Source organism: Rhodococcus zopfii NBRC 100606 = JCM 9919 (assembly GCF_001895025.1).
Lineage (GTDB): Bacteria > Actinomycetota > Actinomycetes > Mycobacteriales > Mycobacteriaceae > Rhodococcus > Rhodococcus zopfii.
On record NZ_BCXI01000019.1, the window covers coordinates 40,851 to 54,199 of the forward strand.

The 13,349-nt window shown below is 67.9% G+C and carries 12 protein-coding genes and 1 pseudogene; 9 read left to right on the forward strand and 4 right to left on the reverse strand.

Annotated elements, in window-relative coordinates:
* Positions 1–25 precede the first annotated feature (25 nt).
* From RZ1_RS14390 to RZ1_RS29650, 3 genes are all read left to right on the forward strand, one after another.
* On the forward strand, positions 26–1,282 hold the full coding sequence (locus tag RZ1_RS14390) for a fatty acid desaturase family protein (RefSeq protein ID WP_072812855.1): 1,257 nt from the start codon (positions 26–28) through the stop codon (positions 1,280–1,282).
* The gene (locus RZ1_RS14395; protein WP_072812856.1) at positions 1,275–2,138 is read left to right on the forward strand and encodes a DUF1206 domain-containing protein; all 864 of its coding nucleotides are present in this window, start codon (positions 1,275–1,277) and stop codon (positions 2,136–2,138) included. The genes RZ1_RS14390 and RZ1_RS14395 overlap by 8 nt, the downstream gene beginning before the upstream one ends.
* 352 nt (positions 2,139–2,490) lie before the next feature.
* Positions 2,491–2,757, forward strand: coding sequence for a hypothetical protein (locus RZ1_RS29650; protein ID WP_139281843.1), 267 nt, complete (start codon positions 2,491–2,493; stop codon positions 2,755–2,757).
* A 1,392-nt stretch (positions 2,758–4,149) separates the two neighbouring features.
* Here the strand turns inward: RZ1_RS29650 and RZ1_RS29655 are convergent.
* Positions 4,150–4,575: pseudogene (locus RZ1_RS29655) on the reverse strand (helix-turn-helix domain-containing protein); the annotation flags it as partial.
* Between the two features lie 196 nt (positions 4,576–4,771).
* On the opposite strand from RZ1_RS29655, the gene RZ1_RS30035 reads away from it, so the two are divergent.
* Together RZ1_RS30035 and RZ1_RS14410 are read left to right on the forward strand one after the other, a co-directional pair.
* Entirely contained in the window at positions 4,772–4,999 is a 228-nt protein-coding gene (locus tag RZ1_RS30035; RefSeq protein WP_139281844.1) for a hypothetical protein, read from the forward strand.
* A gap of 11 nt (positions 5,000–5,010) precedes the next feature.
* Positions 5,011–5,328, forward strand: coding sequence for a hypothetical protein (locus tag RZ1_RS14410; protein WP_083583708.1), 318 nt, complete (start codon positions 5,011–5,013; stop codon positions 5,326–5,328).
* Between the two features lie 61 nt (positions 5,329–5,389).
* Here RZ1_RS14410 and RZ1_RS14415 read toward each other — a convergent pair whose 3' ends face one another.
* The gene (locus tag RZ1_RS14415; protein WP_072812979.1) at positions 5,390–6,742 is read right to left on the reverse strand and encodes a WS/DGAT/MGAT family O-acyltransferase; all 1,353 of its coding nucleotides are present in this window, start codon (positions 6,740–6,742) and stop codon (positions 5,390–5,392) included.
* Between the two features lie 154 nt (positions 6,743–6,896).
* Between RZ1_RS14415 and RZ1_RS14420 the strand changes: the two genes are divergently transcribed.
* Positions 6,897–7,991 (forward strand): alpha/beta hydrolase, encoded by a 1,095-nt coding sequence (locus RZ1_RS14420; RefSeq protein WP_072812861.1) that lies wholly within the window; start codon positions 6,897–6,899, stop codon positions 7,989–7,991.
* 130 nt (positions 7,992–8,121) lie between these two features.
* Positions 8,122–8,682, forward strand: coding sequence for a LysM peptidoglycan-binding domain-containing protein (locus tag RZ1_RS14425; RefSeq protein ID WP_072812863.1), 561 nt, complete (start codon positions 8,122–8,124; stop codon positions 8,680–8,682).
* Between the two features lie 249 nt (positions 8,683–8,931).
* On the opposite strand, the gene RZ1_RS31675 is transcribed toward RZ1_RS14425, so the two are convergent.
* Complete coding sequence (locus RZ1_RS31675; RefSeq protein ID WP_280522827.1) at positions 8,932–9,054, reverse strand: hypothetical protein; 123 nt, start codon at positions 9,052–9,054, stop codon at positions 8,932–8,934.
* A 149-nt stretch (positions 9,055–9,203) separates the two neighbouring features.
* Here RZ1_RS31675 and RZ1_RS14430 point away from each other — a divergent pair, with 149 nt between their 5' ends.
* Positions 9,204–10,604 carry a T3SS (YopN, CesT) and YbjN peptide-binding chaperone 1 gene (locus tag RZ1_RS14430; RefSeq protein WP_072812864.1) on the forward strand — a complete coding sequence of 467 codons (1,401 nt, stop codon included), beginning with the start codon at positions 9,204–9,206 and terminating at the stop codon, positions 10,602–10,604.
* On the opposite strand, the gene RZ1_RS14435 is transcribed toward RZ1_RS14430, so the two are convergent.
* Positions 10,601–11,122, reverse strand: coding sequence for an O-acetyl-ADP-ribose deacetylase (locus RZ1_RS14435; protein WP_072812980.1), 522 nt, complete (start codon positions 11,120–11,122; stop codon positions 10,601–10,603). The two genes, RZ1_RS14430 and RZ1_RS14435, sit on opposite strands and share 4 nt — an antisense overlap.
* A 54-nt stretch (positions 11,123–11,176) precedes the next feature.
* On the opposite strand from RZ1_RS14435, the gene malQ reads away from it, so the two are divergent.
* The gene (gene malQ, locus RZ1_RS14440; protein ID WP_072812866.1) at positions 11,177–13,306 is read left to right on the forward strand and encodes a 4-alpha-glucanotransferase; all 2,130 of its coding nucleotides are present in this window, start codon (positions 11,177–11,179) and stop codon (positions 13,304–13,306) included.
* Positions 13,307–13,349: the final 43 nt, after the last annotated feature.

Here is a 13,349-nt window from a genome sequence, read left to right on the forward strand (position 1 = left end):
GGATCGCCGGAACCTGGAGCACACCATGGCCATCTCCGACATCAAGGAGTACGCCCGCCTCACCGACGAGGACGTCGAGGCACTCAGCGACGAGCTCACCAGCATTCGCCGCGGTGTCATCGAATCGCTCGGCGCCGCCGACGCCGCCTACATCCGCCGCACCATCAGCTTCCAGCGGCTATTGGATGCCGCTGCGCGGCTGGTGATCTACGGCAGTAGGAGTCTGGTGGGTTGGGTCCTCGGGACGACAGCGCTCGGTGTCGCCAAGAGTGTGGAAAACATGGAGATCGGCCACAACGTCTCCCACGGTCAGTGGGACTGGATGAACGACCCGGAAATCCACTCCAGCAACTGGGAATGGGACATGGCGGGCCTCTCGTCGCAGTGGCGCTACTCCCACAACTACCGCCACCACGTGTTCAGCAACGTCGTCGGAATGGACGACGACCTCGGCTACGGTGTCCTCCGCATCACTCGTGACCAGCCTTGGAAGCCCGAACATCTCCTGCAGCCGCTGCGGAATCTGTTGTTGGCGGGCACGTTCGAATGGGGCATCGCTCTGCACGACCTGTACTCCGAACAGGGCCGCGTCGGCACCGCCGCCGAGAAATCCGCCCACTCCCGAGCGCTGATCGGGAAGATCACCCGTCAGACGGGCAAGGACTACCTGCTCTTTCCCGTCCTCAGCGGACGCCGCTGGCGCCGAACGCTGACGGCGAACCTGACCGCGAATCTGCTGCGGAACGTGTGGGCGTACGTGGTGATCTTCTGCGGGCACTTCCCTGACGGCGCCGAGAAGTTCACCCTCGCCGAACTCGAGAACGAGACGAGGGCCGAATGGTACCTGCGGCAGATGCTCGGCGCGGCCAACTTTCGGGCCGGCCCGGTGATGGCATTCCTGAGCGGCAACCTCTGTTACCAGATCGAGCATCACCTGTTCCCCGATCTCCCCAGCAACCGCTATGCGGAAATCTCCACCAAGGTGGAAGCGCTGTGCGAAAAGTACGACCTGCCCTACGCCACGGGCCCCCTTACACGGCAGTACCTGCTGACGCTGCGCACCATCCACAAACTCGCACTGCCCGACCGGTTCCTGCGAGCGACGGCCGACGACGCCCCCGAGACGGCCTCCGAACTGAAATTCCGTGCCTTGCGTGAGTCGGGCGGGGAGGCTCCGGCTTCCCGCATCGGGCTACGGACAGCCCTACGAACCCTGCCCAGGAACCGTCACACCCTCCGACGGAGAATTTCACCACCAACACGGGACGATCGCCATGCCTGACACCACCCCTTCCTCGGCACCCGCCGCGAGCTGTTCGCCGACGTCGTACGGCAACTCGTCCTCCACCGCGGGCCGTCTGGCCCAGAACAGTATCTTCGAGCGATTCGCCCGCGCGGGGTTCGTCGTGAGCGGCATCGTGCACCTGATCATCGGCTACATCGCCATCCGGCTCGCTCTCGGCGGTGCGGCCGGCACCGCCGACCAATCCGGCGCCATGACGGAGTTGGCTGCAAAGCCGGGCGGCATCGCAGCACTGTGGGTGGGCGTTGTCGCGTTCGCAATCATGGGACTGTGGCGGCTCGCCGAAGCGGCACTCGGCAGTTCGTCCAGACCGGACGCCGACAGCAAGAAATCGGAAGTGATCGATCGTCTCAAGGCCTTTGCCCTGGCGGTGGTCTACTTCGCTTTCGCTTTCTCCGCGTTCGGTTTCGCGCGCGGCAGCGGCAAGTCCAGCAGTGAGCAGAGTGCGGGGGTCACGGCCCGGCTGATGCAGACCACCGCCGGTACGATCGTCCTCGTCGCGGGGGCGCTGGTCATCATCGCGGTCGGCGGATACCACGTCTACAAGGGTGCCAGTCGCAGCTTTCTCGACGACCTCGAAGGAACCACAGGTCCTCTCGTGCGACGACTGGGCATGGTCGGATACATCGCGAAAGGTCTGGCCATCGTCTCCATCGGGTTACTGGTGATTCTCGCCGTCAGTCGCTCGGAGCCCGACAAAGCCTCCGGGCTCGACGGCGCCTTCAAGACCGTCGGCGCACAACCCTACGGAGTGGCCCTACTCATCGCGGCCGGCGTCGGCATCATCACCTACGGCCTCTACAGCTTTGCCATGGCCCGGTACGCCAAGATGTAGTCGGGCGCAGCTTCGAGCAGCCGTGCAGAACTCCTCCATGCCGCCCTGCGTTGCAGGGCTACGAAGAAGGGGTAACGGGGAGCGCGGTGCGACTGGTGCGTCCGGCGGTACGTGTGGCATCGCGACGCGATCACGTTCATCGACGCCATGCTGAGGTGCCGATCGGACGGCGGACGTCGTTGCTGCCGCCGGGTCGGATCGCGACGTAACACGACGTAGCACCTTGCCGTCCACGACCGCTCGTTCAGCCGGACCCTTCATGCACGACCCATCCCGACGGCTACGGGCCGGTGCCTTTCATCGGAGGTGAGGTGGCGCCCGACCGGTGTTGACGGTCGAGGAATCGACGGCGATGGTCGTCGAGAACGGCCGCGCGTTGCCGGTCTTGGTCGCGTTGTTGCTGGGCGAGGGCGTCACGGTGGGTGGTCTGGTGATGCTCGAGATAGTCGGCTGCGCGGGCGGCAGACCCGTCGCGGAGCGCGTGTGCGGCGATGCGGTCACATGTGATCAGTATTCGTCGGCAGGCCGAATGGAACGGCGCGGCTTGGTCGAGGAGGATCGGCAGATGCTGTTCGAACACCGCCAGCGGTGTTCGAACGAGACGGTACTGAGGCCGTAGCATCGCTTGGATCATCGAGGGAATCGGCATCTTCCGCCGCCTTTCGTTTGGCTGCTCGAGTGGGTCCGAGGCGGATGTGTTCTCGTCGTGGGTTCGGTTCCACGGTGTGAGTGCGGAGTCTTCGCCGCTTGGGTGCGATCCCCGGTTGGCAGACGGTGGCGCACCGTCGAGGTGCTGGGCGCCTCGATCATGGTGTGGGCGGAGGGTTTGTCAACGGCCATCGTGACATCCCGTTCTCGGCCGGGTGGAAGTCCCCGCCTCGTGGGTGTTTCGGGGTGAGGTCAGGTACGAACGCCGCTCCCTGCGGATCTCGCCCTCGACGCGACCGCGAACACACCGCGAAGGGTCGATCGATATCCGAATAGTGAACTCGCTCAGCCTTTTCCAAGATCCAGTGCCACGACTTGTTGTCCTCGCATGCACGGTCGGCGTCGAGCACTGTCGGCGTCGGGTGTGGGCGCGATGATCAGCAATCTCTCGAGTGTCCCGGCTCTCGAGTGTCCCGGCTCGGTCTGCCAGCAGCGTTTCGAGTTCGGGGAGTTCGGTGTACGGGTGCCGACGCCAACCGTCCCGGAGTCACGGATGTGCGGCGGGGTGGTGGAGAGGATGGGTCGATCGAACGGATCGGTCATGGTGCAGCGTCAAGGAGACGCTCCTGACTGGGCCGCGGGCGACCACCCGGAGCAGCGCGGGTCACTCTCGTGCCCACGCGAACCCGGTCGATCCTTTTCGGCGAATTCGGTCGGGGACGGACCGATATCCAGTCTTCGGGAGTGACTTCGTTGATGTGGGCGCCGGGGCCATAATGATCGCGGGCGATCTCGAGGGCCCGAGCCTGCACGTCGGGCGTGCTCATCCCGTCGGCCAACACCAACGACAGTTGCGCCAAGACCAACTCCCGGCTGGCCGGACTGCTCACCCTACAGGTCCAGTCGCTCATGCCGCTCTCCTCTCACCCGGGATCGCTCGTTTCCCTGGCTCGGGTCCCACGCCGAGGTTCGACTGCAGGCAGAGAACCCGGGTAACGATCCGGTCCACGAGCACAGGACCGGAATTCGTTGTAGAACAGTGTCGAGCCCTCTTGGAACCCCGAAATCGGAGCGTTCACAGCGGTCTACCGAGTACGGCTACTGAGCTGAGCCGGGCCGCCGAAAGGGTTTCCGGATGGAGCCCTACCCCAAGGCTAGGCGCGCGATACGAAACATGCCAGTCCAGGTTGGTGATCATGTAGTCGGCATGCGCCCGGTGGCCTACGCCGGCAGCCACGTGGCGGGGCTCCGGTCCCAATGCGGCGAGCGGACCGATGTCTACGGCACCAGATGATCCGAACAACCTGTACACGCCGACGAACACTGGAGATCCCTCGCCCGGGTGGATGCAGCACATTCGCGAGTCCATCGCTCGATAACGCGACCCGTTGGCGGTGACCACACTGATGGATGTGCCCGATCCGTGCGCAGCGAAGCACGCCCGGGCCCGGTTCATGAACCCGATTGCCGTCGAGGCTTTCTCCGCGGACAGAGCCTCGGTGTAGGCGAGGCGGGAGAACCCATCGACCGCCGAATGCAGGTACACCTACCCGGAGCGGTGCCGGCTGACGGTGCGCACCGAGATGGAGAGGCCGTCGGCGGCGAGTTCATGGACGATGCGGGCGACGGACCACTCGTGGGTCCGGCGCAGGGTCTCGATCCGCGTCACGGTCTCGGCAGGCGCGGCGATGGGTCGGTGGTCTGGGACGCTGGGGCGATCGAGCAACGCTGGGCGGTCGAGCAGGCCGAGCTCGTCGTGTTCGCGGTAGCGCGCTATACATTTGCCGGCTCACGCACAGCCCTCCGGCGCGCGACACCACCGAGCGCCGGTCCCCGATCCACCGGTGTGTTCGATCCGGTCGCGATACTCCCGTCGGGCTGCGGGAACTTTCCGACCCGCCGTCTCATCCAACGTTTCGACAGACAAGCAGATCTGCATGGGCTGCAAGGACTGTCGCAACTACACACACGAAACAGGAGGATTCATGCGTTTGAAGTCGGCAATCGGACGGGTAGCGGCGGGTTGCGCCTTGGCATTCGGTGCGATGGCGATCGGCGTCGGTGGCGGGGCCGGGACGGCGGTAGCAAACACGACGTCCATCAACTGTCTTCCGATCCAGCCCGGCGACTACAATCCCAATCCGGGTGTCTATACACATCGGTGCAGCGTATTGACCGACGGCGGGATGATAGTCGAGTCGTTCTTCGCATGAGGGAGACGCAGTTGAACGAGAAACCGACGAAACTGCATGTGACCCAGCACGCGATACTCACCGACGACAACGGGGTGTGGACCGGTCGATACGGCGGCGAAGACTGGTCCGTAACCGCCGAATCGAAAGAGGCGGTGAGGGCACTGCTCGTCGAGAAGATGGAACAGGCGATGAGCAATCCCGAATGGAATGCGCGAATCATCGAACTGGCACAACGTTCCATCGCGGGCGAAAGTTCTGAAGAGGGCTTCGAGGCCGAGCACATCGGCGAGAAGTCCTACGACGACCGGATGATCGAACTGATGGAGACCCGGTTCTCGCAGGACTGAGTCGCCCCCCGACCCGTCGTTCGAAGGCCCCGAGCGCTCCCGGCGCTCGGGGTATTTCCCGTCACGACAGTTGCAGTGCCGCTTCCAGTTCCACGAGCGATTCGTCCAGGTGCACCAGGATCCGCTGCAGGCTCGGAACCGCGCGGCGACCGCCCACCACACCGAAGTCGACGGTCGTCGCGGTGTTCGTGACCGTGATGTTCAACGCCTGGCCGTTCATCACCACCGAGGCCGGATAGATCCCGTCGAGATGGGCACCATTCCAGTACAACGGTTTTCGCGGACCGGGCACGTTGGAGATGATGATGTTGAACGGCGGCGGGGTCAGGCGCACGAAACCGGGGACCGGAGCCAGACCGAGCGGTGAGATCGTCACTCCGGACCACACCAACGCCTGCAGGGGCGTCATGCCACCGAACAGTGCTTTGCCCTGGTCCATCGACCCGGTGATCACGCCGAGCCGATCGAGCGGGTCGGCGCGGTCGGTGCCCAGGTCGCACAACGTCACGCCGACGCTGTTGCCGCTGTCCCCCGGCCGGTCCTTGGGGCGCAACGACACCGGCACCATCGCGATCAGCGGATCGTCCGGCAGGGCATCGTGTTCGAGCAGGTAGGCCCGCAGCGCACCGGCGCACATCGCCAGCACGAGATCGTTGCCGGATATCCCTGCGGCGCGCCGCACACGGTCGAGCCGCTCCCGGTCCCAGGACTGCGCGGCGAACCGCCGCGCACCGCCGATCGGCACGTTGAACATCGTACGAGGCGCCTCGTACGGCAGTGCAACCTTGTGCGCCCCGACGGCGAGCCGCCCGATCCGCGCCGCGGCCGGGACCGCACCGACGAGATCACCGGCCAGCGACCGCGCCGTCCCGAGCAACGACGTGGACGACGCAGATTCCTTGCTGCCGGGCCCCTCGGGATGCCACAGGGCACGGGGTTCGGCTTCCGGATCGGGGCTGAGGGTGCGCTGCAGCAACCGCAGCCCGGACACCCCGTCGAGAAGGGCATGGTGCATCTTCGAATACCACGCGAACCTGCCGTCCTCGAGCCCTTCGATCAGGTACATCTCCCACAGCGGCCGGTTCCGGTCCAGCAGGGCGCCGTGCAAGCGGGAGACGAGCGCGAACAGTTCCCGGATCCGGCCGGGTGCGGGGAGCGCGGAGTGCCGCACGTGATATTCGAGGTCGACGTCGGCGTCCTCGGTCCACCACAGGTACCCGACGCTCGAGAGCGGATTGCCCGGGCGCCTGCGGAACAAGGGGTCGACGTCGGTGATGCCGAGCAGGCGGTGGTACAGGTCGGCGACGTAGTCGGGGCCGGCGTCCGCCGGCGGGGTGAACAGCTGGACAGATCCGACGTGAATGGGGTGTTCGCGGGACTCGGCGAACAGGAATATCGAATCCGTAACGGGCATGATTCCCACCTGCGGTACCCCCTTTGCGAGGATTTCTATCCCGTTACGAACCTGTCGACCATGTTACGTCCGGCGTACCGTCGGGAAACCGGAAGTTGAGCATGCATCTCCGCTGGGGAAGGGGCGAGCGAGAGCACAACGAGGAGGTCCGCGCATGAACACCGCACTGGCACGAACAGCCCTGTCGACCGCCGCTTCCACGACCGCCCTCGTGACCGCCCCGGTGCGAGTCCGCGAGTTCTCCGGCGTCAGTCTCCCGTCCCAGGCCCTGACCTTGTCGGTGCGACGCAGCGTCCGTCCGGTCATCGACGCGTGGGCGCTGAGCCCGAGCCTTCCGTGGCCGACCGCGCTCGTCGAACGGCTCGCGTTTCCGATGTCCCCGGTGCGGGGAACCCTGCGACGGTCCGTGCGGTTGCCGTCCTGCCCCGCCGAGTACCTCGTTGCTCCCGCAGCCGACGGCGAACAACACGGCCGGGGCTCTGCGACCACGATCCTGTATCTGCACGGCGGCGCGTTCCTGTGCTGCGGCCTGGCCACCCATCGCCAGATGGTGTCGCGGATCTCCGCGGCCACCGGGGCTCCGGTCCTCAATGTGGGCTACCGGATGCTGCCCCGCCACCCGATCCGCCACGCGGTCGAGGACGGCGTCGCCGGTCTGCGCTGGCTCCTCGCCCGCGGTCGGCCGATCGAGCGGATCGTGCTGGCCGGTGATTCCGCGGGCGGGTTCCTCGCGTTCGCGGTGGCACTCGAGGCGCTGCGGTCGGGTCTCGGCCGGCCCGCCGGGGTCGTCACGCTCTCGCCGCTGACCGACCTGGATCCGCGCGGCAAGCTCGATCATCCGAATTCGCGGCACTGTGCGCTGTTTCCGCGTCGGGCCGTGCCCGCGCTGAGCACGCTCATCGAACGGGTGGACGCCGCGCGCGGTGGCGGGCACGATCCCGTCGGCTCCCCCGTCGACGCCGAGCTCGCCGGGATGCCACCGGCCCTGATCCAGACCGGCTCCCACGAGATGACATTCGCCGATGCCGAACTCATGGCGCAGCGCCTCGGGGCGGCCGGGGTCCCGTGCGAACTGCAGGTCTGGGAACGTCAGCTGCACGTGTTCCAGGCGGCCGCGGCCGTGGTGCCCGAGGGTGCGCACGCGCTCGCCGAAATCGGCGCCTTCGTACGGGGTCTCGGACGATTCACCTCGGGGATCGCGGCCGGTCACGCGGCAGTGGCAGAAGCGGTGCGTGGCCCGGGAATGTGACGCAACCGATCAAAACACGCGGGCTGTATGTCCAATACCCCGGCACGACCCGACACGTCTGTACTGTTCGTTCCGGCCGTCGCCTCCGGGCGCGCGCCGACCGTGTTACATCGATCCGAAAGGGACAGCGGTGAGCTCTCTCAACGCAGGCCAGAGCCTCGGCGTCGGCCAGGAATTGAAGTCCGACAACGGTGCCTACAGCCTGACGCTGCAGCAGGACGGCAACCTCGTGCTGAACGAAGGCGGCAAGGCCGTCTGGGCAGCCATGACGAACGGCTCCGGCGCGGTGCGCGCCGATGTTCAGGAAGACGGCAACTTCGTCGTCTACAAGGAGAACAACGAGCCGGTGTGGGCGTCGCAGACCAGCGGCAACTCCGGCGTGCGCCTGACCGTGCAGGACGACCGCAACGTCGTGCTGTACGCCGGTGATCGTGCCGTGTGGGCCACCGACACCGCGGTCGCGCAGACCGAGGCCCCCGCTGCACCCGCCGAGCCGGCTCCCGCCCCGGCCGAGCCCGCGCCCCCGGCCCCGCCGGCGCCGCGCACCCACACCGTCGCACCCGGCGACAGCCTGTGGGCCATCGCCGAGCGCATCTACGGCGACGGCAACCAGTACCAGCGCATCGCCGACGCGAACGGCATCGCGAACCCGGATCTGATCCACCCGGGCCAGGTGCTCACCCTTCCGTAATCACCCACGGGCACACGACGCCCCCGCTACCTGTGAGGTGGCGGGGGCGTCTGCGTCGAGGCGTCGCCGATGGACCCGCTCGGCGCCGGGTCTGCCGCACAGCCGGCAGCGATCAGTTCCCGGATCGCCGGATCCCCGCCGGATACGGCCAGGAATGGCTGTACCACAAATGTTTTTGATGATTCTGCTGCGGCCGCCCCGCAACAGCGGGTCCGCCACCGAGGACGAGGACATCGGCGGCGAACTCGCTCACAACGTCAGCGTGATCGCCGCGGTTGCGACGGCGTCGCCGGCACACTCGGACACACCGGTGGCGTCCACGAGTTCGCGGACGGCGGCGACGGCACGGGCGAGCACGGCAGATCCGATCATGTGGCGATGATGACGCGCCGCACCGATGCTGCGGAACCGTTCCGATCAGTCCGATCACAACCGCGACCTGCGACACCCGTCGTTTGTCGGTGTCCCCCGCTAGTCTTTCCGGCACATCGTTCGGGACACAGCGGGATGGGAGGCGGATCATGCCGGGTACGCCATGGGAGACGGCCGACACCCGGTTCGATCGCGACGTCGAGCGGGCCTGGAGGGAGTTCCGGGTGCGCCTGGGCGACTACGTGGCGGCGATGCGCGACGGCGACGGACTGGTGCTCGAACCGTTGACGGAGGAGTCCGCAGGCCCCGCGGGGCCGTGCGTGCAGTTCTATGCGTGGGACGGCGGGCAGGTGCGCTGCGAGGTGCCCTCGGATGCGCACCTCGCCGGCGACCGTCAGCTGAGCACTGGCGATCGCGCGCTGTTGACCGATCTCGGTCTGCAGGAACCGACCCGCGGCCCCGACGACCCGGAGGACGGCGGCTCCCCCGCGTACTGGATGGACCGGCTCACGGGCTGGTCGGACGAGCTGGCGGCCGTGTCCGTTCGGGCGCTACGCGAGATCTGGGGGGTCCCGCACCCGCTCTTCCTGCGCATCGAGACGTTCGGTCCCGATCCCGGCCGGACCTTCGAACCGATCCTGGTCGTCGACGAGACTCCTCAGGCCCCGCCGTTGCCGGTGGCCGTCGAATCGACCGGCGAGGAGCACCTGCGCGAACTGGTCGAGTCGACCGTGCAGCAGCGGATCGGGTCGGCGCCGCCGTGGGACGACGACGGCGACATCGTGCTGCGTGTGGCCGGGGTGCTGTTGTTCGTCGGTATCGGGCAGGGTTCGGGGACGGTGGATCTGTTCGCACCGATCGTGCACACGATCACGGGTCGCACACGTGCCGCGGAGGTCGTCGCCGACCTCAACCGCCGCTGGCCGCACCTGAAGTTCGTGCTGGTCGAGGATCGGGTCGCGGTCGCGCTGCACCTGCCGAGCGCGCCGTTCGTGCCCGCGCATCTGTTGTCCGCGCTGGACCGGATGGCCGAGTTCCTCGAGACACTGGACGTGGAGTTCGCCACACATCTCGGCGGCGAGCTGCTTCGCGAACCCGACCATGTCTGCGGGCCGGACGACGACGAGGACCCGCTGTGGACCCCCGAGTCGGAGGACGACCTGCCGCTCGCGCTGCTGGCGCTGCGCGACTTTCACCAGCACGGAGCGGTGGAGATCCAGGTGAAGACGGTCGCGGCGATCGGCGCCAACGAGCCCACCGAGCTTCAACGGTTCCTGGCGATGACGGTCGAGCAGCAGGTCGGCTGGGAGTGCGAAGCGCTCGAGCGCGCCGCGGCCGGCGACGACGAGGGTGTGGAGGCCGCCGACGCCCGTGCGCTCGAGTGGGAACTGACGGGCCGATCCCTCACCGCGGCACTGCAGTTCCTCGACGGTCCGGCCGAGGAATCACCGCGCGCTGCATCCACCAGGCGCGACAAGCCCGCGCGTCGTGTGGCACCGGAACAGCCGGCGTTGTTCGACGACCCGGACGAGCCGACGCTCTTCGACTAGCGGTCGGTGCTCGTCGCCGCCCGGCGCAGCGCGTCCTCCGCGACCGCGTCGAACGCGACCATCACGGCTCGCTCCACTCCGGTAACCGACTCACGGATCGCGGCGACCGCCTGCCGGGCGGCATCGTCCACCGGCCACCCGTAGATCCCGGACGAGATGAGCGGAAACGTCACGGTGTGGGCGCCGAGCCCGTCGGCGACGACGAGAGCGCGTGTGTACGCCGAACGCAGGATCGCCGACCGGTCCTCGGTGCCGGAGTACACCGGCCCGACCGCGTGGATGACCCACCGGGCCGGCAGCAGGCCCGCGGTGGTGGCGACGGCGTCGCCCGCGGGCAACCCGTCCGGGAGCGTGGTGGCGCGCAGGTTCCGGCAGGCCGCGTGGACGTCGGAGCCACCGACACGGTGAATCGCGCCGTCCACCCCGCCCCCGCCGAGCAGCGACGAGTTCGCCGCGTTGACGATGGCGTCCGCCGCGATCCGGGTGATGTCTCCGGAGACGATGTCGACGACAGGCATGATCCGCTCCTTCCGCACTGACGGACGGATCTTTTCCTGGCATGATCGCATTTCGTGACGGCGACGGTGAAGCTTCGCGAACTGGCCGATCGTTCCGGCGTCTCCTGCTCGTACCGGGGCTGGGACGGGCAGGAACACTACGTCGGCGACACCACGCTGCAAGCGGTCCTCGCGGCGCTCGACGTCCCCGCCGGCTCGGACGAGGAGATCGCTGCCTCCCTCGACGACATCCCGAACCGGCCGTGGCGTCAGATGGTGCCGCCGTCGCTCGTCGTGGTCGAGGGCGTGCACCGGACCTTTCCGGTGCACGTGCCGCACGGTGATCCCGTCGAGGTGTGGGTGGTCGCCGAGGACGGCACCGAGATCGACGCGGAGCAGCTCGACGTGTGGGTCGATCCGCGCTCGGTCGACGGCCGGCTGGTGGGCCGGGCGACCTTCGCGATACCGGACCTTCCGCCGGGCTGGCACACGCTCCACGCGCGCAGCAACGATGTCGAGGCCGCCTCGACGCTCGTGGTGACACCCGCTCGCCTCGCGGGCGCGGACCGGCTGCTGCAGAAACGCCGGTGGGGTGTTGCCGCACAGGTGTATTCGGTGCGGTCGAGCCGGTCGTGGGGCCTGGGCGATTTCGCGGACCTCGCGGATCTGGCCGCGGTGACCGGCGCACGGTACGGAGGCGATTTCCTGCTGGTCAATCCGGTGCACGCCGGGGATCCCCGCCCCCCGGTCGAGCCGTCGCCCTATCTGCCGTCGTCGCGGCGCTTCGCCGATCCGCTGTATCTGCGGGTCGAGACCATCCCCGAGACGGCCTATCTGCCCGCCAAGCACCACAAGCGACTCACCGAGTACGCGGCTCGCTTCGCACGCGCAAACCGCAAGGGTAAGCGGCTCGACCGCGACACGACGTTGCGCGCGAAGCTCGATGTGCTCGAACACGTCTACCGGGTGCCGCGCTCGGCGGCCCGACAGGTGGGTTTCGAGGCGTTCCGCACCGACGGTGGCCGGCCGCTGGCCGATTTCGCGTTGTGGTGCGCGCTGACCGAGAAGTTCGGAGACCGCCCCGAACGCTGGGCGCAGCGCGCACCGTCCCCGGATCATCCGGACACCGAGCGGCTGCGCGCGAAACTGGCCGACCGCATCGACTTCCACTGCTGGCTGCAGTGGGTGTGCGACGAGCAGCTCGCGGCGGCCCAGCAGGCCGCGCGGACTGCGGGTATGGACCTCGGCATCGTGCACGATCTGGCGGTCGGGGTGCGCCGCAACGGCGCCGACGCGTGGACACTCGGCGATGCGCTGGCCAACGGAGTGACGGTGGGTGCCCCACCCGACGATTTCAACAAGCGTGGTCAGGACTGGAATCAGCCGCCGTGGCGTCCGGATCGGCTTGCCGAACTCGGATACCGGCCGTTCCGGGATGTGCTGCGGGCGGCGTTGCGGCACGGCGGGGGGCTCCGCGTCGACCACATCCTCGGGTTGTTCCGCACCTGGTGGGTTCCCGACGGCTGCTCCCCCGACGAGGGCACCTATGTGCGGTACGACCACGAGGCGCTCGTCGGCATCCTGGTGCTCGAGGCGCAGCGCGCCGGGGCCGCGGTGATCGGCGAGGATCTGGGTGTGTTCGAGGGCTGGGTGCAGCAGTACCTCGCCGGTCGCGGTATCGCGGGTACGTCGATCCTCTGGTTCGAGAAGGACGGGCACGATCCGCGCCCGCCCGAAAGCTACCGGCAGCTGTGCCTGACGTCGGTGACCACGCACGACTTGCCGCCCACCGCGGGCTATCTCGCCGGCGACCACGTGCGGTTGCGCTCGGAACTCGGTCTGCTCGAACGCGCATTGGACGACGAGCTCGCCGACGCCGCACAGGAACGCGATGCGGTGCTGCGGCTCGCCCGCGACCGTGGTCTGCTCCCTCCGGTCGACCCCGACGACACCGGGGGCAACGTCGACGACCAGCAGACCGTCGAGGCGCTGCACCGGCTGATCGCGGCGAGCCCGTCGGCGCTGCTGGCTGTTTCGCTCGTCGATGCGGTCGGTGAACGGCGCAGCCAGAATCAGCCGGGGACCGACGACGAGTACCCGAACTGGCGGATCCCGCTCGCCGACGGGAACGGCCGGGCGGTGCTGCTCGACGACCTTGCCGGCAACGACCGGTTCGCCGCGCTCGCCGCCGCCGTCCGCGGCTGACATTCCCCGCACACATCCGATACGACGACACCCGACAACGACA